Origin of the sequence: Arcicella rigui, assembly GCF_034929435.1 — a bacterium.
GTDB classification, from domain to species: domain Bacteria; phylum Bacteroidota; class Bacteroidia; order Cytophagales; family Spirosomataceae; genus Arcicella; species Arcicella rigui.
Genome location: NZ_JAYFUM010000022.1, coordinates 21,121 through 46,490 on the forward strand (window position 1 = coordinate 21,121; position 25,370 = coordinate 46,490).

16 protein-coding genes are annotated in these 25,370 nt (G+C 37.6%); 5 read left to right on the forward strand and 11 right to left on the reverse strand.

The window, feature by feature from the left end:
• Positions 1-53 precede the first annotated feature (53 nt).
• The 3 genes from VB248_RS17380 to VB248_RS17390 all read right to left on the reverse strand — a co-directional run bounded on the left by VB248_RS17380 (position 54) and on the right by VB248_RS17390 (position 4,104).
• Positions 54-551 (reverse strand): Fur family transcriptional regulator, encoded by a 498-nt coding sequence (locus VB248_RS17380; protein WP_323298084.1) that lies wholly within the window; start codon positions 549-551, stop codon positions 54-56.
• Between the two features lie 108 nt (positions 552-659).
• Complete coding sequence (locus VB248_RS17385) at positions 660-2,918, reverse strand: RelA/SpoT family protein (RefSeq protein WP_323298085.1); 2,259 nt, start codon at positions 2,916-2,918, stop codon at positions 660-662.
• A gap of 220 nt (positions 2,919-3,138) precedes the next feature.
• The gene (locus tag VB248_RS17390; protein WP_323298086.1) at positions 3,139-4,104 is read right to left on the reverse strand and encodes a DUF6089 family protein; all 966 of its coding nucleotides are present in this window, start codon (positions 4,102-4,104) and stop codon (positions 3,139-3,141) included.
• Positions 4,105-4,372: 268 nt separating this feature from the next.
• Here VB248_RS17390 and VB248_RS17395 point away from each other — a divergent pair, with 268 nt between their 5' ends.
• Positions 4,373-4,852, forward strand: coding sequence for a GNAT family N-acetyltransferase (locus VB248_RS17395; RefSeq protein ID WP_323298087.1), 480 nt, complete (start codon positions 4,373-4,375; stop codon positions 4,850-4,852).
• Positions 4,853-4,910: 58 nt separating this feature from the next.
• Here the strand turns inward: VB248_RS17395 and ilvC are convergent, their stop codons facing one another.
• On the reverse strand, positions 4,911-6,395 hold the full coding sequence (ilvC, locus tag VB248_RS17400) for a ketol-acid reductoisomerase (protein ID WP_323298088.1): 1,485 nt from the start codon (positions 6,393-6,395) through the stop codon (positions 4,911-4,913).
• A gap of 235 nt (positions 6,396-6,630) precedes the next feature.
• Between ilvC and VB248_RS17405 the strand changes: the two genes are divergently transcribed.
• The 4 genes from VB248_RS17405 (at position 6,631) to ilvA (ending at position 11,694) form a co-directional block, all read left to right on the forward strand.
• Positions 6,631-7,521: a helix-turn-helix domain-containing protein gene (locus tag VB248_RS17405; protein WP_323298089.1), complete on the forward strand. Its 891-nt coding sequence runs from the start codon at positions 6,631-6,633 to the stop codon at positions 7,519-7,521.
• An 89-nt stretch (positions 7,522-7,610) separates the two neighbouring features.
• A complete protein-coding gene (locus tag VB248_RS17410) occupies positions 7,611-8,741 on the forward strand; it encodes a hypothetical protein (protein ID WP_323298090.1) in 1,131 nt (376 codons plus the stop codon).
• A gap of 24 nt (positions 8,742-8,765) precedes the next feature.
• Entirely contained in the window at positions 8,766-10,397 is a 1,632-nt protein-coding gene (locus VB248_RS17415) for a hypothetical protein (protein WP_323298091.1), read from the forward strand.
• A 19-nt stretch (positions 10,398-10,416) separates the two neighbouring features.
• A complete protein-coding gene (ilvA, locus tag VB248_RS17420) occupies positions 10,417-11,694 on the forward strand; it encodes a threonine ammonia-lyase (protein WP_323298092.1) in 1,278 nt (425 codons plus the stop codon).
• Between the two features lie 72 nt (positions 11,695-11,766).
• Here the strand turns inward: ilvA and VB248_RS17425 are convergent, their stop codons facing one another.
• The 7 genes from VB248_RS17425 to VB248_RS17455 all read right to left on the reverse strand — a co-directional run bounded on the left by VB248_RS17425 (position 11,767) and on the right by VB248_RS17455 (position 25,198).
• On the reverse strand, positions 11,767-13,482 hold the full coding sequence (locus tag VB248_RS17425; protein ID WP_323298093.1) for a GMC family oxidoreductase: 1,716 nt from the start codon (positions 13,480-13,482) through the stop codon (positions 11,767-11,769).
• A 154-nt stretch (positions 13,483-13,636) separates the two neighbouring features.
• Positions 13,637-14,167, reverse strand: a complete 531-nt coding sequence (locus tag VB248_RS17430; RefSeq protein WP_323298094.1) for a gluconate 2-dehydrogenase subunit 3 family protein — start codon at positions 14,165-14,167, stop codon at positions 13,637-13,639.
• 152 nt (positions 14,168-14,319) lie between these two features.
• Positions 14,320-16,560: a GH92 family glycosyl hydrolase gene (locus tag VB248_RS17435; RefSeq protein WP_323298095.1), complete on the reverse strand. Its 2,241-nt coding sequence runs from the start codon at positions 16,558-16,560 to the stop codon at positions 14,320-14,322.
• A gap of 99 nt (positions 16,561-16,659) precedes the next feature.
• Positions 16,660-18,864: an alpha-N-acetylglucosaminidase gene (locus tag VB248_RS17440; protein ID WP_323298096.1), complete on the reverse strand. Its 2,205-nt coding sequence runs from the start codon at positions 18,862-18,864 to the stop codon at positions 16,660-16,662.
• A 63-nt stretch (positions 18,865-18,927) separates the two neighbouring features.
• Positions 18,928-20,043, reverse strand: coding sequence for an acyltransferase family protein (locus VB248_RS17445; RefSeq protein WP_323298097.1), 1,116 nt, complete (start codon positions 20,041-20,043; stop codon positions 18,928-18,930).
• A 115-nt stretch (positions 20,044-20,158) separates the two neighbouring features.
• Entirely contained in the window at positions 20,159-21,742 is a 1,584-nt protein-coding gene (locus VB248_RS17450) for a RagB/SusD family nutrient uptake outer membrane protein (RefSeq protein WP_323298098.1), read from the reverse strand.
• A gap of 105 nt (positions 21,743-21,847) precedes the next feature.
• Positions 21,848-25,198, reverse strand: coding sequence for a TonB-dependent receptor (locus tag VB248_RS17455; RefSeq protein WP_323298099.1), 3,351 nt, complete (start codon positions 25,196-25,198; stop codon positions 21,848-21,850).
• Positions 25,199-25,370 lie beyond the last annotated feature (172 nt).

Below are 25,370 nucleotides of genomic sequence, written 5' to 3' on the forward strand. Positions count from 1 at the left end.
TTATTCATTCTAAACAGAAATATTTTTAAAAAGCTGAATACAGAGAAAGCCTTTTATGATTCACGACCGATAGACTCTCTTTCCGCCAACATGGCTTTTTTGTGTTCACAGTCTGTTTTGGTACAAGCTCCATAAAAAATTAAGGAGTGGTGCATTACATTAAACTGCAACATTTCACCCACCATTGATTGGATTGTTTGTACTCGTGGGTCACAAAATTCTGTTACGTGATGACATTCTGTGCAAATCAAATGGTCGTGTTGGCGACGGCCATACGATTTTTCGTACTGAGCTTGATTTCTACCAAACTGATGTTTCGATACCAAGTCGCATTCAACCAATACATCTAATGTATTATACACAGTTGCACGTGATACTTGATATTTCTTATTTTTCATCGAAATATACAATTCTTCCACATCGAAATGGTCATCTCGTGTGTAGATTTCCTCCAAAATAGCAAAGCGTTCTGGTGTTTTTCTCAGACTTTTATTTTCAAGATAAGCAGTAAAAATTTTCTTTACTGCCTCTAAAGTGGCGTTTGATGGCATTACTGACTGTTTTTCAGGAAAACACTTAAAATCATTCAATGATTCAGTATTTAGACTAAATCAATATTAGAAAGTAAAATAAATCAATTTTTCATAGAAAAAGAAATTCTATTCTCCTCTTTCAATCTGAATGACGCCATCTACTTGCTCTAAAGAGTGAACAAGTTTTTCGAGGTGCATGGTATCTTGAACCATCAAGGCTATTTTTCCTTCGAAAATACCTTCACTCACACCGATAGAGAGATTTTGAATATTTACTTTTAATTCTTGTGAAATTACTCTGGTGACATCGTTCATCAAGCCCATTCTATCTGTGCCTTTGATGATAAGATGTGCCACAAACGACATATTGATTTGGCTCGTCCATAAAGCTTTGATTACTCTATCGCCATGACGAGATAGTAATTCAGTAGCATTTGGACACGAAGTTCGGTGAATTTTGATGCCTTCGTTGATTGTTACAAATCCGAAAACGGCGTCTCCTGCAATTGGATTACAACATTTGGCAAGTGTATAATCTACCCTGTCCATGTCTTCACCAATCAAAATGGCATCTGCATTTTTTACGTCACCATGTAATTTTTTGAGTTCTTTGATGATATTTTTAGTATTCGTCAAAGGCTCTTGAATGGTTTTTGATGCTTGTTTACGCTCGTGTGCTTCTCTGTCGTTTTTCCATTTTTTTATTTCATCCAAGCTGATATAAGCTTTGCCGAAGCGATAAAATAAATCGTTAGAATCTTTGGCATTGAAGTAAGCCCGAAGCTGATTGGTTACTTCAAGCGATAGCGTATTGATACCTAATATTTTTAAACGATGCTCCACCATATCACGCCCCATAATGACGTGCTGTTTGTTGGCTTCTTTGATATAATCTTTGATTCGAGCTTTCGCCTTGGTTGTTACTACAAATGCCAACCAATCTTCCGAAGGTTTTTGCTTAGGCGAAGTCATACATTCGATGATGTCGCCTGTTTTGAGCTTGTAGCTCAAAGGCACTAATTTATTGTTTACTTTCGCACCAATACATCTTGCCCCTACTTCTGAGTGAATCTCAAAAGCAAAATCAAGAGCTGTTGCTCCATCTTTGAGGACAATGAGTTTCCCTTTTGGAGTGTAAACAAAAATTTCATCGTTGTACAAACTACTACGAATATCATCGACCAATTCTACTGCCGACTGTGACTTATCAGAAGTATCTAAAGCTTCACGAATTTGGCTTAACCACGATTCAAAAGCCTTGTTGGTACGAGTATCATTTCCTTTATATTTCCAATGTGCGGCGAAACCTTTTTCAGCGATTTCGTCCATTCTGGTACTTCTGATTTGTACTTCTACCCATCTACCTTTTCGCCCAGAACTCATCACGGTTGTATGAAGTGATTCATAACCGTTTGATTTGGGGTTTGAAATCCAGTCTTTTAGTCTTTCGGGATTGGGTTTGTAATGGTCTGTCACCATCGAGTAAACAGCCCAGCAAGCCGCTTTTTCTTGTTCAGCTGGTACATCCAAAATCACACGAACAGCAAAAAGGTCATAGATTTCCTCAAAAGGAGTATGATTTTTTTTGAGTTTATGATAGATAGAATAAATAGATTTTGGTCTGCCTTTGATGATGTGCTTGTAGCCCATCTGCTTGAGGTCTTTCTCAATCGGACGAATGAAATTTTGAATAAAACTTTCTCTGGAAGTTTTAGTTTCCTTCAACTTTTTGGCGATGTCCTTATAAGCCTCGGGTTCGGTATATTTCAAACATAAATCTTCTAATTCAGATTTAATGGCATGAAGACCCAAACGGTGTGTCAACGGAGCGTAAAGGTAGAAGGTCTCTGAGCTGATTTTGAGTTGTTTGTCACGAGCCATACTTCCGAGCGTTCGCATATTGTGCAGACGGTCGGCGAGCTTAATCAAAATCACACGAATATCATCAGAAAGCGTCAGCAACATTTTTCGAAAGTTTTCGGCTTGTTGCGAGCTTCCGTAATCAAAAACACCTGAAATTTTCGTAAGTCCGTCGATAATTTTAGCTACATTTTTTCCAAACATAGCCTCAATTTCCGTTAGTTCGATTTCGGTATCTTCAACAACATCATGGAGTAAAGCACAGATGATAGAAGTTGCCCCCAATCCTATTTCCTCTACACAAATCTGAGCTACGGCAATCGGGTGATAGATATAAGGTTCTCCAGATTTGCGTCTCATTTCTTTATGAGCATCCGCTGATAAAACAAAGGCTTTTTTTATCAGTTTGGCATCATCTTCTTGTAAATATGGACGGGCGGTATTGAGTAATTTTCTGTATCGCTTTAGAATCTCTTTTCGTTCTTGGTCTAAGTCTATTTCTTTTACTTCCACGGCGTTTTTCAAGGACAAATGAGTATTTATTGTAACATTAATAATTAGTGTCTAATCTAAATTAGCGAATTTAAAGGGAAACAACAAGAAGAAACTTAATTAAGTACACGCTTTGAATGAACCTTTGCTAATCAAAAAAATAAAACTCTAAAAATCAATGCAATAGAAAAAGGCTTTCTTGGCAATAAATAAGGCAGAAATAATATAAGTTGTTAAATTTTGTAAGAAGTACTTATCGAACAACTGGACACTTGATACTTGGTGTAAGATGATAGACGATTTTAAAACTACTCAAAAGGTAAATATCGCTAATTCTGGAAGCTCCATCTCTGATAGAGTTTTTATTATAAAGCTCAGGAAAGCTACTTACAGGCGTAGCCGCAGGGTCGTTGTAAGCCGCATTGATATTGGTAGCAAGATAATTTCTGATTTCAGCTTCACGGTTATTTCCAGAATAGGCTGCAATAAGTTCGTACTCACGATGTCCCATCGCTGCTGAAAGTGGATTGATGGTCTGTAAGTCTGCTAAATTGGCGTAGTTTCCGCCTACGTCGTCGAGATAATCCGTCAAACTATATCTAATACCTACTTCAAAACCTAAATCTAATTTTCTGTTCAGTTTATAGCGTACTCCCATACCAAAAGGAATCGTGGCGGCAAACAAACTATAAGGCGAAGCATTATAACCTGCCAATCCTTGTCCTTCTGTACGCAAAGGTTGCAAACTAACCCAATCGCCCGGATTGGCTTCAGTTCCAGTATAGCTAAGTGGTACTTTGGCTACAGGATTATGGTGAATAATGGCAATACCAGCAAAAAGATAGGGAATTAAAGTCGGGCGTTTGTAGTAGTATCTATTTTCAGAAACTAAATTATAAATGCCTTTAAAAGCTAATTCTTGGATGTTATTTCTGAAATGAGCATTTCGCATAAAAGCATTTTGTTGGACAGGAATACCTTCCAATTGATTATCGTCACCAAAAATTCTTACCCAAGTAAGGCTAACATTTCCACTGAATCGGGGTGAAAAATGGCGAGTAAAATCAACACCTACATTCCAACGAATGTTTTTTAGGGTTGAAGGAATCGGGCGACTAATAGGTACAACATCACCATAATAATTGGCTGTACCGATGCCAAAAGAAATATCAGAATATTGTTCGTAAAGTACTTTAGGAGAATTTTCACGACTAAACATTTTTGAAATGAATGATTGTGAAAATGTTGGAAAACATAAAAATAGAGCAAGGATAGTGTTAGAAATGTTTTTTAGCCGCATTGTGATTTCTATTAAATATATCTGAATTCTACTCAATACTGTTTTACAAAGGTAAAGGCAATGTTTTAAAGATATAAAAATGATGCAGATTTCTTTTAGTTGTGCTAAATCATAAAACATAAACTTAACGTTGAGGCAAGGAAATAATTTCATAATTTGTGCCAGAAACAACATTGTTAAAATTTTTATGATACGAAATGCCACGCTTGCAGATTTTGAGTTTGTGTATCAGTTATACATGCACCCCAAAACCAACCCTTTTTTACTGTATGAGTTCACGAGTAAAGAAGAATTTTTGCCTATTATTCAACCATTGATAGAAAGCAATGTGATTTATATTTTTTATGATGAAGTACAAGATTTAGGAATGTTCAAATTAATTCCATTGGCTCATCGGAATACGCATATTGCATACTTAGGTGGTGTAGCCATACATCCCGAAATTTTGGGTAAAGGTTTGGGTAAACAAATGCTGGAAGCAATTGTAGCTTTTGGTAAAGAAAAAGGATTTTTAAGAATAGAATTAAGCGTAGCTACTCACAACGAAAAAGCCATTCACGTGTATGAAAAAGTAGGTTTTAGCAAAGAAGGAACACTTCGTAAATATACCCACTTGAAAAGCGAAGGGAAATTTATAGATGAGTTTATGATGGCATATTTGTATTAAAAGTAAAAATCTCCTTAGCTGCCCAAGGAGATTTTTTACTAAAGTATTTCTAAGTAAATTAAGCAACAGTAGAAATCGCTTTCATATCTGTCATTGCTTGACGCAACTCAGCTCCTACGTACTCAATATCATGCGAACGTAAAGCTTGGTTTACTGCAATGATTGTTCTGTTATCAACGCCGTTATCTTTTCCAGCATTGAAGTTTGTACCGATAATATCAGTTTCAACTCTGCTCATAAAGTCAGCTAATAAAGGCTTACAAGCGTGGTCGAATAAGTAACAACCGTATTCTGCTGTATCTGAAATTACTGAGTTCATTTCAAATAATTTTCTACGAGCAATTGTATTAGCGATAAGTGGCGTTTCATGTAATGATTCATAATAAGCAGATTCTTCTTTGATACCTGCTTCAACCATTGTTTCAAATGCCAATTCAACACCTGCACGAACCATCGCAACCATCAATAAACCGTTGTCGAAGTATTCTTGCTCTGAAATTTTAACATCACCTGCTGGTGTTTTTTCAAAAGCAGTTTCGCCAGTAGCAGCTCTCCAAGTCAACAAGTTTTTGTCGTTGTTAGCCCAGTCAGCCATCATTGTTGAAGAGAATTCTCCGCTCATGATGTCGTCTTGGTGTTTTTGGAACAACGGACGCATAATGTCTTTCAATTCTTCAGAAACTTCAAATGCTTTGATTTTAGCAGGGTTTGAAAGTCTGTCGAACATTGCTGTAATACCACCTTGTTTCAACGCTTCAGTGATTACTTCCCATCCGTATTGGATTAATTTTGAAGCATAACCAGCGTCGATTCCTTTTTCGACCATTTTGTCGAAGCAAAGGATAGAACCTGTTTGTAACAAACCACAAAGAATAGTTTGCTCACCCATTAAGTCAGATTTTACTTCTGCTACGAAAGATGATTTCAACACACCCGCACGGTGTCCGCCAGTTCCTACGCAATAAGCTTTTGCATAAGCCCAACCTTTTCCTTCTGGGTCGTTTTCTGGGTGAACGGCAATCAAAGTAGGCACACCAAAACCACGAACATATTCAGCACGTACTTCTGAACCCGGACATTTCGGAGCAACCATGATTACAGTAATATCTTTACGGATTTGCATTCCTTCTTCAACTATGTTGAAACCGTGTGAATAAGAAAGTGTAGCACCTTGTTTCATCAAAGGCATTACAGCGTTTACTACCGAAGTATGTTGTTTATCTGGCGTAAGGTTAATTACTAAATCAGCTGAAGGAATCAATTGCTCATAAGTACCTACGGTGAAATTGTTTTCAGTAGCACTTTTCCAAGATTGTCTCTTGCCATCAATTGCTTCCTGACGTAAAGCGTAAGATACATCTAAACCTGAATCTCTCAAGTTTAAACCTTGGTTCAAGCCCTGAGCTCCACAACCTACTATTACGATTTTCTTTCCAATTAATGCACTTACTCCGTCTGTGAATTCAGTATTGTCCATGAATTCGCAAACGCCTAACTGATTTAATTTTTCCCTTAATGAAAGAGTATTGAAATAATTTGCCATTTTTTGAATGTTTTTGATTTTTTAAGAACGCTGTCGAGACGTTGTCGAGACCTAATAATTCACGACATCGTTAAAATATGCACAAAGTTGATAAAAATCATTAATTAATGATTGGTAAATTCATGTTTAATTTAGGTACTTTTTATGGCTATGCTAAAATGAGGACTGATAATTTTACATTAAGTAGATGATTTTAAAACTTTTACAAGTAAATACAAATGTGTAATTTTATTTTATGAAACAACTTGAGATTCCAGTTTATAGTATTGATAGATTTAATAACAAATCTGAAAAAACAATTCAGTTTCAGATTGAACATTATGACATCAACCGTAATTTTAAAGTAAGCTATCCACATCGCCATGATGATTTTTATGAAATACTTTTTCTGACACAAGGAGAAGGCATTCATACCATTGATTTTCAGAACTATCCCGTAAAACCGAATACCATTTTTTTCCTTTCGCCCGGGCAAATCCATGAATTGTATCTTTCCGAAGACGTAAAAGGTTATATCTTTTTGTTTACTTCATCGTTTTATCATTTCAATAAAACCGACCCTTATAAATTGTTTGAACTTCCTTTTTTCTATAATTTAAACCAAGAAACACCACCGATTTATTTGGAAAATGAAACCGAAAAACGAGTAATTACGGAGCTTTTTAAAAATGCTATTTATGAAAATCAACAGAATCTTACAGACTCAGAAGAAGCCATTCGGGCTTTGTTGGATTTAATTTTGATTCAATGCAAAAGAATTTATCCCCTCAGTAAGATTGAAGAAAAAGCCAACAAAGGCAAAATTTTAGTAAAACGTTTCAAACAATTGATTGAAGAAAAAAGTCAGGAAAATTTATCGGTGAAAGACTACGCCAGTTTATTAGCCATTACGCCAAACTACCTCAGCGAAACCGTAAAAAGCGTGACAGGAAGAACTTCTACTGATTTGATTAATGACCGAATGATTTTGGAAATCAAGCGTTTACTGACGCATACAGATTTAGGAATTTCAGAAATTGCCTATCAATTAAACTTTTCAGACCAGTCGTATTTTTCTAAATATTTCAAGAAACTTACCAGTCAATCACCCTTAGAGTTTAGAAATAATTCTATTAACTTAAAGTAAAGCTTTATTTATTGATTATTAATCGGTATATTACATTAAGAAATCAATTATTACCTTTGAAAAATCATTGAAAACTAATTGACAGCAGAATGAAATCATCTTATGATTTACAGACTCTACTAAATCCATTTGAAAATTATTTGCAAATAAAAATTTTAAGTGGGAAGCAATGGCAACTCAAAACTTTATTTTTTAGCCTTGCTATTACACTTACTTTTATATTGCTTTTAAACAAAGGGTATCTCACCCAAAACTTCAAACATTTTTACGTAGATACAATTTTACATAAACCTCAACCTTATTTTTTTTGGAATGCTATCGTCGAGCAAGGCAAAGAGCCTTTCAAAGTGCATCCACACGAGTACGGCAGTCATGAATCCAACCGAACTTTTAGACTAACAATGCCTTTGATTTCGAGAATCTTAGGTTTAGAAGGCTTAGGTTTGTTCGTTTTACAGGCTTTTTTAGGCATTGTATTCCTGTATTTGTTGCTGAATATTCTTGAAAAAATTCTCGTCAATCGTTTACTTGTCTTTTATTTTTTCTTGGCTTTTATTAACGTATATTCAGGTGCTTGTTTTTTCCTAAACTGTTTTGGACACGGCGACGGCTATACTTATTTCTTTATTCTTTGTGCCATTTTATTGCGAAATCCTGTCTTTTTTTCGCTCTTTATCCAGCTAAGTTTTTGGTCTGATGAACGCAGTTTGATTACTGTTTTTGGGATATATTTATTTCAGAAAATGTACTTTCAATTAAAAACCCAAAAGGCAAATATTCTTTTATTAGTAATAGGAATCAATGCTTTATTGTATTTAGGTTTAAGGATGTACTTATCACAACACTTTCATTTACAAGCGGCAGACGTAGAACAATCGTCGGTAAAAAGATTTTTAGAAATCGCCCAAAGTATCAGTGATTGGTGGGGAGCTCGTTCTTTTATGGCTTTTGAAGGTTTTATCTTATTATTAATTCTATTTTTTTCTATACAGATTTGCGACAAACAGCGTTATGCAAGCGTATTGTATATAATTTACTGGTTGCCGATAATATTGGTCTCATTTTTGGTTGCAGACACAGTAAGAACATTTTCGTTTACTTTTGTTTTTTGGCTATTCTCACTTTTTGCCCTAAAGGAAAATGTAAACAACATACAGCTAAAGTATCTATTGATGCTGATAGCATTGATAAATATGTGTAATCCAGTAATTTTTCCTTAAAAGATTTTACGAATCTATTCAATGATGTTTTCTAAATCCTTCTCACAGACAAAACTATTTCAATTAGATAGAAACCAGATTTTTTATCCAATTATTTTAATACTTACTTGCTTACTTTACTTCTTTTATACTTTCCAAAAATATGACATAGTCCCAAGCGACGACTATGTGTATATCAACACGGGCTATTACTTGACATTGCCCCTGACTCAGAATTATTTAGGCTTTTTTTATCCTCTTTTTTTTAAGTTTATTTTCTTTTTGTCTGGTTTCAAAAATGTACTTTCTACTATTTATTGGACTTATTACGGGCTGTCCATCGGAAGTTTTCTTTGTTTGTACTTCTACCTAAAAAGTTTAGGAGCAAAGCGACCAATCAGTATTTTTATCGCTTCCAGCTTTCTTTTTTCAGACTATCAGATTTTTTTATTTCCCAAAATATCCTTCTTCTGTTTTATTCTCATTCTGTTCACCCTGACACTCATTCAGAAAAAAGACCTTTTTACGAAATTTGTTTGGATTACGGTTTTGTGTTGGGTATTAGGTTATACACGTCCAGAGTTTTTTGTATCTTATCTACTTGCTTTTGCCGTAACAGTGGCTTTGTTTGTGGCAGAAAAAAGATACCAACAACCTAAAAACTTTTTCAGTATTGCTTTACCCATTCTATTGTTTTTGTTTGGAGTACTGCTTTTGGGTGGGCAACCTTTGGGAAATAGAGGTGTAGATGCTTTCAAACAGCATTTTGTACTTAATTATTTGAGTTGGCACCCAGAGGTTCATTTAGAAAATAGAAATCGTAGTGAATTTACTTTCTTTAGAAAAGTGTTCGGAGAAGTAAATACGATGAGTGATATTTTTAGAGAAAATCCACCTTTGTTTTTTAAACATATTTATTTTAATGTGTTGAATTACTGGAAATTATCAACTAATCTTTTATATCACTTTTGTTTTGACCCACTGCTGAAAGTATTTTCTTATAAAATCAAATACTTTTTAATGGCGAGTCCGCTGTTATTACTTTTTTTGATTAATATCAAAACTTCATTTTTGGTACTGAAAGGCTTACTCATTCGATATATTAGAAATAATGGATTGATTACTTGTGTAATTTTACTGCCTTCTTTTGTTTCGGTAGTATTGATTTATCCACGAGAACACTACTTCTTGTTTCATTTAGTTGTAGCACTTTCAGTCATTGCAATTGTACTTGATTCATTAGAATTTAAAAGACATTCAGTGGTTTTTTTCTTGAAAATCAGTATGTTAGTATTGTTTGTGATGGGTTCGGCGATGAGTAATATTGAAACTCAGAAGAAGACCAATCATGATAAAATGTATGAATACTTGATTCAATTAGCTCAACGCCACAAGCTTTCATTGGTGACGAATGAAGTCTTTTCTCCGATATTTTTTAAAGAGTATATAGACAAGTATCAAATCAATACGTTTAAAAATACACCCAATCAGAATATTGATGCTTTCTTGAAAAGCCATGATACTCATGTGGTTTATTTAGAAATGAAGGCAATTGACCCGTCCAATCAAGTATTAGCGAGTTTTATCTCAAAAGATTATGAAAACTATGGTTTCAGAAAGATTAGTGCTTATGAAAAACTAAACTATCTTATCTTTGTGAAAAAAGGGATTGAATAAAGCTCAAATACTTCATAATATGACTAAACAACCAGTAAATCAACCCAATACCATTTTCCCGAAACTCGAAAGTATCTACGAAGCCGCCGAAAGACTCAGAGGTATTGCAGTACATACACCACTTACCGAAAACATCATTTTATCTGAACGATACGAGGCTAATATTTTTTTGAAAAGAGAAGATTTACAAATTGTTCGTTCTTACAAAATCAGAGGTGCTTATAACAAAATGGCAAGGCTGTCGCCCGAAGAATTGGCGAAAGGAGTTGTATGTGCGTCCGCAGGAAATCATGCACAAGGTTTGGCTTATGCTTGTCATAAAATGAAAGTAAAAGGCACGATTTTTATGCCAACGACTACGCCCAATCAGAAAATCAAGCAAGTGAAAATGTTTGGGAAAGATGATATTGAAGTAATGTTGGTTGGCGATACTTACGATGATGCTTCAAACGCAGCCAAACAGTACTGCGAAGAACACAACGCTACTTATGTGCATCCATTTGATGACATGGACGTAATTACAGGACAAGCCACTGTCGGACTTGAGATTTTTAAAGATTCAGACGTAAAGATTGATTATATCATTTTGGCAATTGGCGGAGGTGGCGTTTCGGCAGGCGTTTCTACGGTGTTTAAGCAACTTTCACCTCATACCAAAATCATTGGTGTTGAGCCAGCGGGTGCGGCGTCGATGAAGGCAAGTTTTGAAGCTGGACACGTGGTAGAATTAGAAACCATTGATAAGTTTGTGGATGGTGCAGCGGTGAAACGTGTGGGTGAAAAAACTTATAATATTTGTAAAGAAACCCTCGACAATATTGTGCTTGTTCCCGAAGGCAAAGTATGTACAACCATTTTAGAATTGTACAACGAATCGGCGATTGTAGCTGAGCCAGCAGGAGCTTTGACGATTGCTGCTCTGGATTTTCTGAAAGATGAAATCAAAGGAAAAAACGTAGTTTGTTTGGTTTCGGGTGGAAATAATGATATTACTCGTACCGAAGAAATTAAAGAACGTTCATTACTTTACGAAGGACTGAAACATTATTTTATCATTCGTTTTCCACAAAGAGCAGGAGCGTTGAAGAATTTTCTGAACAATGTTTTGGGCGAAGAAGACGATATTACTTTGTTTGAATATCAGAAGAAAACCAATAGAGAATCAGGCCCAGTATTGCTCGGAATTGAGCTAAAACATAAAGAAGATTACGAACCTTTGTTGGAAAGAATGAAAGTGCAAAATATTGTTTATCAAAAACTTAACGAGCAACCAGATTTATTTTCTGTACTGGTTTAAAAATAATTTAATAGAAAAAGGCTGTTTCAAAGATAATTCTTCGAAACAGCCTTTTTTATTATACTTGAAATATTACAAATTCAATTTCTTCAATTCTTTCACAGCGAAATCTGCGGCTCTTGCCGTTAATGCCATATAAGTAAGTGAAGGGTTTACGCATGAAGCCGAAGTCATAGCAGCACCGTCTGTCATAAATACGTTTTTCACCGCATGTACTTGGTTGTGGGCATTCAGTACCGAAGTTTTAGGGTCACGTCCCATACGAGCTGTACCCATTTCGTGAATAGCCATCCCTAAGTACGAACCATTGTCATAAGATTTTACGTTTTTCAAGCCAGATGCTTCCAACATTTCTTTCGCATCGTTTGCCATGTCGATACGCATTTTCTTTTCGTTGTCACGTAAGTCAGCATCGAATACCACTACTGGTAAGCCCCACTTGTCTTTCGTCGTTTTATCAAGCGACATTTTGTTTTCGTAATATGGCAAAGTTTCACCGAAGCCGCCCAAGCCCATTGTCCAAACGCCCGGTTGAGTTACTTCATTTTTGAAATCAGCACCAAATGAAAGCTCGGCTACATTGCGTTGCCATCCTTGGCGGCTTGCTCCACCTTGATAACCAAAGCCACGTAAATAATCACGTTTGTCAGAGCCAATATTGCGATAACGAGGTACATAAATACCGTTGGCTCTACGACCGAAATAATATTTATCTAAATCGCCTTCCCAAACGCCCGAAGCACCTGTACGGAAGTGGTGGTCCATCAAATTGTGTCCTAATTGTCCAGAATCATTACCCATACCTTCAGGGAAACGATGCGAAACAGAGTTCATCATCAAGGCAGTAGAACTAATCGTACTACCACAAACGAAAATAACTTTTGCAAAATACTCACGGTCTTGCATCGTTACGGCATCACGCACACGTACTCCTGTTGCTTTTTTCTTGTTTTCATCGTACATAATTTCTGTAACGATTGAATCAGGACGTAAAGTTAAACGACCCGTTTTAGCCGCTGGAGGTAAAGTACATGATTGCGTACTAAAATATGCCCCGAACGGACAACCCAGAGAACATTTATTACGATACTGACAAGAAGAGCGTCCAATACCCAATTGTTCTTTGGCAGCCTCAGAAAGGTTGGCTACACGTCCCATCGTAAGGTTACGACCCGGAAATGCTTTTTCAAGACGTTGTTTTACTTCTTTTTCTACGCAGTACATTTCCATTGGAGGAAGAAATTCGCCGTCTGGTAACTGAGCTAAACCTAATTTTTCACCAGAAATACCTGCAAATTTTTCTACATAAGAATACCACGGAGCAATGTCTTTATAACGAATCGGCCAGTCAACGGCAATGCCGTCTTTTAAATTGGCTTCAAAGTCAATATCACTTAAACGGTAAGATTGACGACCCCACATGATTGATTTTCCACCAACGATATTAGGGCGAAACCAGTCGAAACGTTTTTCTTCTTTATACAAAGAGTCAGAATCGTTCATCCAGTATTTTTCCGTCATTTCATTGTAGGGATAATCACGGGCTAATTTTGGATGCGTTTCTTTTTGTTCAACTGTTAAACGACCATTGTACTTCATTTCCCACGGGTCTTTCATGGCGTTTTCATAGCCAGTCACGTGTTCTAATTGCTTTCCTTTTTCAAGCATAAGTACTTTCAAGCCTTTTTCGGTTAGTTCTTTGGCAGCCCAACCACCAGAAATACCCGAGCCAACCACAATGGCATCGTAGGTCATTCCTTTTACTGCATCTATATTCAAATTAGACATCTCTTGATATTTTTTAAGCTGTGAGCGATGAGCTATCAGCTTTGAGTTGATAACAAATAAATTTGGTCTTGATTTCTGAGAAATGTCAAATGAAATTTAGCATAAAATCTAAAATCTCATTGCTCACATCTCAAAGCTAAAAAGCTAAAGGCTATTACAAGGCCCACGCTTTTTGTCCCGGTTTCAAAGGAACACAACCTTGGAATTTACCCGGAATTGGCAAATATGCCAATGCTTTTGTAGCACCGATTTCAGAAGTAAAGTAGCCTGTTACGGTTAATTCTTTCATTCTTAAAAAGAAAGGTTTATCATTCACAGTAGCTAATTTTACCATTTCATTTTTCTGAGCAGTATCTAATTCTACAAAACCTTTTCCAAATTTAGCTTTGCTATCAGCATCTAATTTTGCTAAACCAGCATAGAATTTTTCTTGGTCTTCTTTTTTGTAACAATCACGCATTACTCGCACAATGAACTTTTCTGCTCCTGCTGCTTTTGCTCCAGGCGTATCAGTAGTTGGAATGATAATGTCTGCTACTTCTGCAAGAAAAGCTTCTTGTTCTGCACTTACGTTTACACTGTCGCCAGTATTGATGACTTGGCCCATTACCCCAGCCATAAGTGGGGCAGATAGTACTCCTCCCATTAGAAGGGCAACTCGTTGGACGGCTTCTCTACGGTTCATATTTTAGATAAAGGATTGATTATTAAAATGTTATAAAAGGTTGCACTCAGTAGTTGATTTCACTTAGTAAAGTAAAGAAAAAAACGCTTTCAAATTACCTTAAAGCCAACTTTTTATTGGAATAGTTAAAATCTAACCTGACTTATGCTTGCTTAGGGTTTTTGGCTACTCATGTTTAATACCAATGTTCCGCCAGCCATAATTTGCTGATGCGTGATGAAATTTTGTGTAAATACTTTGCCATTTAGCCTCGCCGACTGAATATAAGGCGTTGTAGCCGCATTACCTTTTGCCACAATTTTGAAGGTTTTACCATTAGGTAAATGCAAAGTGGTTTCTTCAAAACTTGGACTTCCCAGCACATAATTGGGCGTACCCGGACAAACGGGGTAATAACCCATCATGCTAAAAACCAACCAAGCCGACATTTGTCCGCCGTCTTCATTGCCACTCATCCCGCCCGCAGAAATATCGTATTCTTCTCTGATAATCTGACGTACTTTTTCCTGTGTTTTCCAAGCTTGATTGGCGAAAGGGTACAAATACACGATTTGGTTGTTGGGTTCGTTGCCGTGCCAATAATAGCCTTGCTCGAAGAGGGTATCCAACTTTTCGACGAAACGTTTTGTGCCGCCAATATGTTTAATCAAACCTTGTACATCTTGTGGTACATAAAAAGTATATTGGGCTGGCGAGCCTTCGGTAATAAAACTGCTGCGTTGTACAAAAGGGTCGAATGGCTTTATCCACGTGCCATTGGCGTAGCGTCCACGGGCGTAGCCTGTTGCTGGGTCGATAACGTTTTGGTAGTTTTTAGCCCTTTTTATCAGCGTTTCATAATCAGCTTTTTCGCCTAATTTTTGGGCTACTTGTGCCAATACAAAGTCGTCGTAGGCGTATTCTAAAGTACGAGATACTTGTTCTCTTTTATGAAAAGCCTGCCAAACGGAATCTTCTAAAGGAATATAATTGTACTGTAAATACGATGCCAAAGCCCTGCGTCCCTTGCCTTCTTCGTAGCTTTTAGGGTCGGTGTTTATTTCAAAAGCATTTTTTCGCATATAACGGTAAGCCGTTTTGATGTCGAAATCTTGAATGCCTTTGATGTACGCATCGCCGATGGCGGCAATGGCGTGGTCGCCAATCATAGCGGCGGTGTAATGATTCCAGCAAGGAAAAATGGGCAACCAAGTTCCCTGTTCGGCTTTTTTGACCAGCGACTGCATCATGTCGGCAGATACTTTGGGTTCTAATAAAGTATGCAAAGGATGCACCGCCCGATAGGTGTCCCAAAGGTTGTAGTCTTCGTAATAAGTAAAGTTTTGGGCTTTGTAAAGGTTGTCGTCGTCGGCAAAACCGGGATAAGAGCCGTCAATATCCGAGAAAATTCTTGGCGTAAGTTTGGCATGATACAGTGCTGAATAAAACAAGGTTTTGTCGTAATCGCTACCTTTTACTTCTATTTTTCCTAAAGCTTTGTTCCAAGCGAGGTTGGAAGCTTGTTGAGTTTTAGAAAAATCCCAATGATTGATTTCACTCTCCAAATTTTTTCTTGCTCCTTCCAAGCTCGTAAAAGAAGTACCAATGCGTACTTTTACCAATTGATTGCCAAACTGTGCATAAGCACCCACCGCCTGTTTTTTTCCGTTGCCTTGTGCTTGTGTTGCTTTGGCACTGATATTTTGGTCTTTCCAAACGCCATAATCCGTAAAGCTTTGGTCGAATTGTATGACGAAATAGCCGCTAAAACCAGCCGATTTGCCGAAGCCTTGATAAATGCGGTGAACGGGATTATAGCCTACGATTTCATTTTTTTCGGGATGAATTTCTACAAAACCTTCGCCTTCATCAGAGTTGGGTTCTACAAGAATGTAGTTTTTTTGCTTTTGACTAAAACTAAACTGCAAAAAGCCAGCACGAGCCAGTGCCGTCATTTGGGCTTTGATATTATCTTTTTTTAGGATTACCTCATAAAAATAAGGTTTTACAGTTTCGGTTTTACGGTCGAAATCGCTGCCTCTTTCGTTAGCGTTGATGGTAAGTTTGCCCGACATCGGCATGATAGTTACACTGCCGTAATCTTGTACGCAACTGCCATTCATCCAATGCGTTCCTCTGAAACCTTGAATTTTGGTATCGTTATAATAAAAAGGCGGAATACATTTGAGTTCGGTGGCACGAGTTTGGGGTGTCCACGAAGTCATGCCTTGTGGTACGCCGATGGCAGGCACAATTTGCCCTTTCATTTCAGAACCTGCCTCGCTGTGTTTTTTGGCACTTTCTGTGGTACTTGGGGCTGAACCAATCAGCGGATTTACGTAATCAGCGGGCTGTTTTTGTGCCAAACTTCCGAAAGGAAGTAAAAGGGCGAAGATGATATTTTTATAATTCATGTTTCGAGAAAAAGACGTTATCATTTATCCGTAATCTATTTTTTCAAAATGAAAACAGATTACGGATAAATAGAAATCTAAAAATTGGGATTGATTAACTTATTGAGCGTAAGCCGCTTCAATTTTTGTATAATACTTTTTATAAAGCGATTGTGTAACCGCATTTACTTGATTGATACTTTGGGTCGGGAAGTTCTTTTGGCTTGTTACCCATTTCCATTCCCATTGTCTGATTTCTTTTTCAAAAGCCTCAGTATCCATTTTTTCGCCTTTTTCTAAGGCAAGCGTTACTTTATTGAAAAATTGTTGCCAACGAGGTTTATAAAAATCATTCAATAAACCACTCCATTGGCGGTTGGCGTATTCGTGAAGAGGACTGTTGGCATCGCCCCACAGCGTAATTAAATCACGGGCGTTTTGTTCGTACAAGGCTTTTTCGGCTGGATTTGTCCCTTGTTCACGAGCTGAGGCTATCCATGGCCCAAGCATAAAATCTTTTCGGGTAGCCAATAGTTGGTCTAAATCTTCAATGAGTTCAATGTACTCCTGACTGTATTTTTTGAAATTCGCTAAGTCTTTTTGTCGATAAGCTGTCACCCATTTTTTCTGTAAAGGCAAGGCATAATTGGCTAATACTTGACGATTGATGTCGATTAAATCGTACTGAAAACCATCGCTTTTGCCACAATCTCCAATAGATTCTACCATTAATTTCCAAGCAGGTAAAAGGTCTTTGGGTAAATAATTGAGTCTGGTTCTTGTCCAGATAGTAGTAGAATCGAAAGTCGGGCGACCAGTAATGATTGATTCTGCTCCATCACGAATATCTTTTCCGTTATAGGCTGTTTTTTTCAAAATTTGCCATACTTCTTGGGTTTTTGGCGTAAGTTTCCCATAACGATTTAGTATATAAGTATCCAACCATTTGTCTAAATCCAAAGGCGTATTTTCCCAGACATGACGCATCGTGAGTTCATACAAAACAGGATTTTGCTCGATGGCTTCCATCGTTAAGCCTATTCCTTTTAAGTCTCCTTTATTCGGACTATTCAAGGCTTGAATTGGGCCATTGGCTACGCCTTCGATTCTTCCAAAAAGGTTTACGTTTCCTCCAAAATTATGAAGCATATTCCAAATCCACGGTTTGCCATAGTACGCCTGTGTGCGTTTCCAAACGGGTTCAATTTCTGTTGCCAAATCCAAGAGTAACATTTTATCATTCGGAACAGCATCCAACAAAGCTTTGATTTGTGGTTCTTTCCAGAATTTTCTATCACTATAAAATAGCCATCCTTGCATTACCCAAACGGCTTTTGGGTCGGCTTGTTTCATGCCTTCATATACTCTGGCACTTAGCTTTGATAAAAAAGCGGGGTCGTCGGTGGGTGGTTCGTTTTCGTTAAAAGTATCAGCCGAATAGAAGTGATTTGTACCAAAAAGTTGTGTTTGTTTTTGTAGAAATTTCTTTCCGATTTCTGCAAAAAGTGGGTCTTCCGAGTCAAGAATATAAGTATCTGCAAAGCCGTTTGTCCAGTTGGTAGCTTTTAGTTTTGCTTTTGGAAAATGCTCTTTGAAAGCCGACGGCACGTGTCCTGTAAAGGCAGGTAAAACGGGTGTCATACCCAAAGCTCTTTGGCGAGCAAGAATTTTTGTTTGTAAATCTTTATGGCTTTTCATCCAACTAAGTGGGAGAGGCCCGCCCCAGCCATCAAGATTTCCCATCCAAAACCATGAAAAATACGCTGGTCCACTGAAAAACGAAGCCAAATCTTTATCACTAAAGCCCATTTCTTTATAAACTTCGTACCAAGTATATTCTTCGCCCGTGATTGCCAAAGGCATATTAATTCCGTGAAGAGCCATCCAGTCGATTTCTTTTTCCCAACGTTTCCAGTCCCACCAACTCATGCTGTAATTGAAAGTACAGTAATTGAGATAATAGCGATATTCAAATGAAGTATTTTTATGAACTTTGGTTTTAAGAAGGGGCAAGGTTTTCGGAAGCTGTAAATTTGTGCCATTCCAAGTGATTTGGCAGTGGCAGTACTCATTCAAATAATGATTCAGAGCAGAAGCAATACTTACGCCCGAACTCCCTTTTAAGATGATTTTTCCGTTTTTACTTTCAATTTCAAAAACATCTTTCCCATTTTCTTGTGGAATATTGGCTACCTCAAAATACTGAGCTTTTTGCGGAATGATACGTTTGATTAATGCCTTTGATGCTGCTAAATCTGCCTGACTGTAAGCAAAATTCACAGCAAGTAAAAGCAATACAATACTTTGGTTAAATAATTTGGACATAGTTTTTAGCGGAGTATTGGATGATGATTTTGTTCTGATTCATAAAAGCGGTTGAACTTGAAACTATACTTTCAAGAACCATTTCTGACGATATAAAAAGTATAAAAATCCTAATTGTACTATCACGATTCCGCCTGCCAAAGCTACTGCTTGCCATGAAGCCTCTATTTTATTAATCAATCCACCAAACAAGTAAATAGCAGTGGCTTCAAAATCAATTAAGCCGTGAGCAGCCATGTAAATCGTAATGGAGTTCATGCCAATCCAAACGAATGGAGCTATCCAAAACTTGATTTCGAGTACGTCGATAACCAAGTAAAAGAAAGCCATAAAAAGTAAACTAAAACCACCCGAACAGAGTACAAAGGAACTTGTCCAAAGGATTTTATTGATAGGAAAAAATGGATGCCAAAGCCAAGCAAGTACAATCAGTAAAACACCAGAGACAGCCATTGAAGCTACTTTTTTGAATTTAGAGAAGGCAGAGGAACGTAAAAAATGCCCTGTAAAAACACCCAACAAAGCATTACAAATAGCAGGCAGTGTAGAAAGTAAACCTTCGGGGTCATATACTTTGCGGTGAAGCTTGCCGGGAAGAAAAAGTCTGTCAAGGTAAGCCGCCAAATTTCCTTCTTTCGTCAATACGCCAGCTCCAAAATCTGGAACAGGAATGTATTTCATCATTAAAAAGTAGCCCAGAAGGATACTGAAAAAGAGTATGATTTGTGTTCTGAGATTGGTATAAAGAAATATCAACCCTGCAAAGAAACAAGAAAGAGCTATTCGTCCTAAAACGCTGGCGATACGAGTATTTTCATAACCTTGCCATTTGAATAAACCATTGACAATAGTGCCGAGAATGATTAAAATAATAGCTCTTTTGAATAAACTTTTTAAAATATTGAATGGCGTATTTTCGGGATTTTCCAATTGTCTGCCAATACTGTACGGCATAGAAATACCAGCAATGAAGATAAACAAAGGGAAAATCAGGTCGTAAAAGGTAAAACCATTCCATTCAGAATGATGCAATTGACTCGACATCCAGTTGGCAGTCGGATTGCCAGAGGCTTTGGCCCATTCATGAATAAGCCCTTCGCCACTAATAATCCAAAACATATCGAAGCCTCTGAGTGCATCCAGTGAAACCAAGCGAGCAGAAGTAATACTTTTTTGCATAAGAAAGAAAAGATACTCGTATGAAAAATTGAGGGAAGGTAATGAAAACAATAGCTTTGTACCAAGCGAAAGTCGTAGATACAAAGCTATTGATAATTTAGAAGATATTGACAGGTTAGTATCCTGGATTTTGTTTTAGCATTTTATTAAGCTGCATTGCATTGGTAGGAATCGGCAGTAATCGTCTCTGTGGATTATTGTCGGTTTTCGCTCCCCACGATTCTTCAAATTTCCCAAAGCGAATCATGTCGTTGCGATGCCAAGTTTCCCATGACAATTCTCTTACTCTTTCGCCGTACAATTGTTCAAGATTAACAGAAGTCCAAGCGGGCGAAGTAGTACGTTTTGCTCTTAATTCATTTACTAAAGATAAAGCCGTTTGTCCGCCTGTGGCTGTTCCTCCTCTGAGGATAGCTTCTGCTTTCATGAGTAAAACATCAGCATATCTAAACAAAGGCACATCGTTGTTTTGGTTACGAGTAGCCGAAGTAGAGTCGCAGTAAAATTTATTATTGCGGTAGCCCATGTTCCAAGCTTTCTCATCATTACCTAAGTCGAAACTTGTAGGTTTTTTAATGATAATATCGGGCGTAATTTCTACATGATACGCCAAAGCATCGCCAGCGTCTGCACCTGTATAATCTTCGTCATAGCCTTTTTTCGTAGTGTTTACAATAACAGGATTTCCCTTGTAGTCATACTGTTTACCCGTAATCCACTGCTGATTTCTCACATCTTTCGGGTCGTTGAAATAGGCATAATAACGAGGCAAAGTACTTGTAGCAGCACTTGGCGTAAATGGTAAACTGTATTTAGCACGCAAAGAACGAGGCAAAGAATAACGAGCATAAAACATATAACCATTTGGTGCGGAGGCATCGTAAGGAATCGCAAAGATAAATTCTTTGATTTGTGGCCCATTGTTGATAAAAAACATTTTTCTGAAATCACTTTCAAGGCTGTATTTGCCTGAATTGATGATTTGGTCACAAGCTGTAATGGCATCGTTCCAACGTGGAGTACCAGTATAAACTTCTGCATTCAAATACATCTTTGCCAAAATAGCATAAGCGGTGAATTTGTTCGGACGACCATAGGTTTCTTGTCCAACTGCCGAGCTAAGATTCGGAATACTTTCTTGTAATTCTTTTTCGATAAATTTAAAAACATCTGCTCTGGCGGTGGTTTGTGCGGTAGTAGTATCACCAAACTGCGTAGAGATTGGCACATTTCCCCACATATCCATCATCATAAAATAGCACAAAGCTCGCATCGAACGAAGTTCTGCCAAACTGGTGGCTTTTGCTGGCGATTCGGGTGCTTTTGAAATCAAGAAAATGTTTTGGTTACTTGTACTGATTGTACTCGTTAGCCAGCCCCATGCACTTTGTACGTGTGCGTTGTCGGGATTCCAAGTGTGTTTATGGTGTTGTTCGTAGCGACCGCCGTCGTACCAGTTACCGCCTCTGGCAGGTAAAATGGCTTCGTCGGTACTCAACGATTGCAAAAACCAATAATCAGTAGAAAAATTCTGACGAAAAGAATTGTACGTTGGCCCAGCCGCTTGAATAAATTGCGTAGCAGTTTGGGGGAAAATTTCGGGCGTAAGTGCGGTTGTAACGGGTACGTCTAAATCATGGCAAGCCGTAAGCCCAGCGATACTTGCAATGAAAATAAGCAATTTTATTATGTTTTTCATCTTGATTCTGTCTTTATAAGTTTTTTTACAACAGCGAATGACATAGCTCTAAACCTTTGGCTTAGGCTTGTTATTCGCTGTTTTTCAGTCAATTAATTAGTATTCTTAGAAAGATGCCGTCACACCAAACAAGAATGTTCTTGTTTTTGGATAGAAGTTGTTTGAGTCAACGCCGGGAGCAATACCACCTTGATTAATTTCAGGGTCGATACCTTTATAACCCGTAATGACAAAGAGGTTATTCACCGAAGTATATAAGCGAATACGCTTGATGTTTTTCGATAAATTATTGAATGAATACCCCAATGAAGCGTTGTCTAAACGTAAATAGCTACCATTTTCTAAGAAACGAGATGAATAACGATAAGAGTTAAAGTCATTTGCCGACTCGTTGGCTACTTCAACAGGAATGTTGGTAAACCGGGCTGTACTTGGTCTGAATAAATCGGCACGGGTAATGTTCATAATTTTATTACCCAATACGGCTCTCACAAAAACATTTAGGTCGAAATTTTTATAAGTAAAACTGTTCGACCAACCTAATAACAACTTAGGTTGAGCATTACCGATAACTCTGTAATCTTTCACACTTTGAGGTCTGGTGGTAAGTTCGCCTTTAGCGTTGTAATACTGCGAAACGCCGTTTGCATCTTTGCCAGCGTACTCATAAGTGAAAAATTGCCCGATTGGAGCTCCTTCGGCAATCAACATAACGGTTTCTCCCGTTTGTCCACCTCCGTCAGGTTGTACAAATTTGATAGAATCGGTTTTTAAAGTTGCGTTTGAAAGACTAATAATTTTGTTTTGGTTATGGGCTAAATTAAGGGTTGTATTCCACGAAAAGTTTTTAGTCTTTACAGGGTTGGCATTTAGTGTAAATTCTATCCCTTTGTTGCTCATTTTACCTACGTTGGCTGTTAATGAACCGTTTGGATACAAAACAGTACTTACTGGATAAGTCCAAATCAAGTCGGAAGTAGTTTTTTCATACACTTCTAAAGTACCGCTTAATTTTCCTTTCAAGATAGCAAAGTCGATACCGATGTTTGAAGTAGCTGTTTTTTCCCAACCTAAATCTGGGTTTTCGTTTTGTAAAGCTCCAATTGCTGAAAGTTGTGTACCGTTGTAATAGAAAGTACCTACGTTTCCGTAAATCAATTTTGTAGTATATGGACTGAAACCTAAAGAGTTACCCGTTACTCCATAACTTACCCGTAATTTAAGTTCGTCGAATAGTTTTTGTTTTTCCATAAATGGTTCTTGTTCGATTCTCCAAGCAAGACCCACCGCTGGGAAATAACCCCATTGTCTGTTCAAACCGAATACCGACGAACCATCTCTACGAACAGAAGCCTGTACCAAGTACTTATTTTTGTAGTTGTAATTCAAACGTCCGAAATCAGAAATAAGTCTTACTTGCTGATAGTTGTCTCCGCCGTAATCTACTTTGAAAGAGGCAATGGCATAAGGGTTTCCAAGACCTAAATTATTGTAGCTCACCGCATCCACTGGGAAGTTGGTACTTGATGTTTGGAAGCCATCGCCATTGATACTTTCTTGCCAAGAGTAACCTACTACGGCATTGATGTTATGGTCACCGATTTGTTTATCCCAAGTCAAGTAAGTCTCAAGCAAGTTTTGTGTATTTTGATAGGCATTACGATACGCCAAACCGTTTGCTCCTGTTAAAGTAATAAAGCTTGGGTTGCCCGGAGGGTCTGGAGTACTACGCACGTTGTTGTAGTACGAAGTATAATAACTATTGTAATACGCTCCGTAATTGCTTTGATAGTTTTGATACGACAATTTCAAATCATAAGTAAAGCCCAAAGGTAATTTTACTTGTGTGAAGAAGGTTGCTAAAATGTTTTTGTATTTAAGTCTTTCTGTGGCGTTTTCAATCAAAGAAACAGGATTGTAATAGTTAGATTTGTTGAAGTTGTCATAGAAAGAACCATCTGTCTTACGAATTGGAGCAGTTGGCAAATAGGTAAGCATTTGAGCCAACACAGTATTTCTGTAAGGAACTAATTTGGCATCACTTACCGAGTTGGTAACCGACAAACCTACTTTTAGTCTATCATTAAAGGCTTTTTGTTCGATAGACATACGAGCTACCACACGATTCAAAGCACTTGATTGAAGAATACCTTCTTGATTGAAATAGTTGATGCTGGCATTATAAACCGTATTTTCATTGCCACCTCCAAACGATAAGTTATGGTTTTGGCTAATGGCAGTACTGCGTTGTACGGCTTCTTGCCAGTTGGTATTTGCTCCTAAATCATCTTCGGGCGTAAGCGACTGACCATTGGCAGCTAAGAATGTTTTTAGCTGATTGGCGTCCATCATTTCGTATTGTTTCGATACTTTATCAACAGCCATATAAGAGCTGTATGATACCTGCATTTGTCCTTTGTTGGCACGTTTGGTAGTTACCATAATTACCCCATTGGCAGCACGGTTTCCGTAGATAGCCGTAGCCGCAGCATCTTTCAAGATGTCCATAGTGGCAATATCGTCGGGAGCAATCAATGAAATATCTGCTCCGGGAACACCGTCAATCACAAATAGCGGCGACTGAGCTCCATCACGCAATGACGAAGCACCACGCAAAATAATTGCCGAAGCACGGTTGGGGTCACCACTTCTGGTAATGTTTAAGCCCGGTACTTTTCCTTGCAACAACTGACCAATATCGCTGATAGCTCCTTTGTTGAGGTCTTCGGGTTTTACCGTTGTGATGGCACTCGTCAGATTTTTACGTGACTGTGTACCATATCCTACCACTACTACTTCGTCTAAACTTTGGTTTTCAATTTTCATCGAAACATTGATAGTACTACGGTTTGCCGTAGCGATTTCTTGTTTCTGATAACCCACAAATGAAAATACCAAAGTATTGTTACCGTCTGGAACAGAAATTTTATACTGCCCACGTACATCTGTTGAAGTACCTCTGCCTGTATTTTTTACTAAAACCGAAACACCTACCAAAGCCTGCCCTTTTTCATCGGTAACGGTACCAGTGATGCTTTGCTCGGCGACGATTTCGTTTGGGATGACATTCGGATTACTTTCTTTATCGGCAACCGCTTTTTTTCTTAATAAAATTCTGTTGTCGATAACTTCGTAAGAGATATTCAAAGGGCTTAGAAGCTCCTCTAAAACTTTTGATAATTTATCTTCACTAAAATTAAATGAAACTACCTGTTCGGCTTGAATAGCGTTGGGGCTATACACAAACTTTACATCGGCTTTTTTCTCTATCTGGAATAATACCTTTTTTACCGTACTCGTCCCAGTTCTTAGCGTAATACTTTTATTGAGTACTTCTTGCGAAAAAGCACTGTTGGCGAAAGAAATTCCGCAACAGATAATCGACAAGAATAATTGACTAATGGTAATTCGCATCGTTTTGAAGAGAATCTTTTTAAATGATAGTTTTTTTTTCATACTTTTAACTGTTTTTAAACTGTGAAATGTGGAAAAAACAAACCCAGTACATCGCTGCGATGTCACCAAATTGGCGTTTGGTGGGGTTTCTAAGGCCGGTAATGCTCGTAACATTATCGGCTTTTTCATTTGAAAGCGACTATGTTTTCATGGAGTTAAAGGGAATTAAGAG

What these genes read in the sequence shown, in the direction of transcription:
- VB248_RS17445 (WP_323298097.1), bottom strand. Translation starts at nt 20,043, where the DNA reads ATGCAAAAAAGTATTACTTCTGCTCGCTTGGTTTCACTGGATGCACTC.
- VB248_RS17450 (WP_323298098.1), bottom strand. Translation starts at nt 21,742, where the DNA reads ATGAAAAACATAATAAAATTGCTTATTTTCATTGCAAGTATCGCTGGG.
- VB248_RS17405 (WP_323298089.1), top strand. Translation starts at nt 6,631, where the DNA reads ATGAAACAACTTGAGATTCCAGTTTATAGTATTGATAGATTTAATAAC.
- ilvC (WP_323298088.1), bottom strand. Translation starts at nt 6,395, where the DNA reads ATGGCAAATTATTTCAATACTCTTTCATTAAGGGAAAAATTAAATCAG.
- VB248_RS17380 (WP_323298084.1), bottom strand. Translation starts at nt 551, where the DNA reads ATGCCATCAAACGCCACTTTAGAGGCAGTAAAGAAAATTTTTACTGCT.
- VB248_RS17410 (WP_323298090.1), top strand. Translation starts at nt 7,611, where the DNA reads ATGAAATCATCTTATGATTTACAGACTCTACTAAATCCATTTGAAAAT.
- VB248_RS17435 (WP_323298095.1), bottom strand. Translation starts at nt 16,560, where the DNA reads ATGAATTATAAAAATATCATCTTCGCCCTTTTACTTCCTTTCGGAAGT.
- VB248_RS17425 (WP_323298093.1), bottom strand. Translation starts at nt 13,482, where the DNA reads ATGTCTAATTTGAATATAGATGCAGTAAAAGGAATGACCTACGATGCC.
- VB248_RS17415 (WP_323298091.1), top strand. Translation starts at nt 8,766, where the DNA reads ATGTTTTCTAAATCCTTCTCACAGACAAAACTATTTCAATTAGATAGA.
- VB248_RS17430 (WP_323298094.1), bottom strand. Translation starts at nt 14,167, where the DNA reads ATGAACCGTAGAGAAGCCGTCCAACGAGTTGCCCTTCTAATGGGAGGA.
- VB248_RS17390 (WP_323298086.1), bottom strand. Translation starts at nt 4,104, where the DNA reads ATGTTTAGTCGTGAAAATTCTCCTAAAGTACTTTACGAACAATATTCT.
- VB248_RS17395 (WP_323298087.1), top strand. Translation starts at nt 4,373, where the DNA reads ATGATACGAAATGCCACGCTTGCAGATTTTGAGTTTGTGTATCAGTTA.
- VB248_RS17440 (WP_323298096.1), bottom strand. Translation starts at nt 18,864, where the DNA reads ATGTCCAAATTATTTAACCAAAGTATTGTATTGCTTTTACTTGCTGTG.
- ilvA (WP_323298092.1), top strand. Translation starts at nt 10,417, where the DNA reads ATGACTAAACAACCAGTAAATCAACCCAATACCATTTTCCCGAAACTC.
- VB248_RS17455 (WP_323298099.1), bottom strand. Translation starts at nt 25,198, where the DNA reads ATGAAAAAAAAACTATCATTTAAAAAGATTCTCTTCAAAACGATGCGA.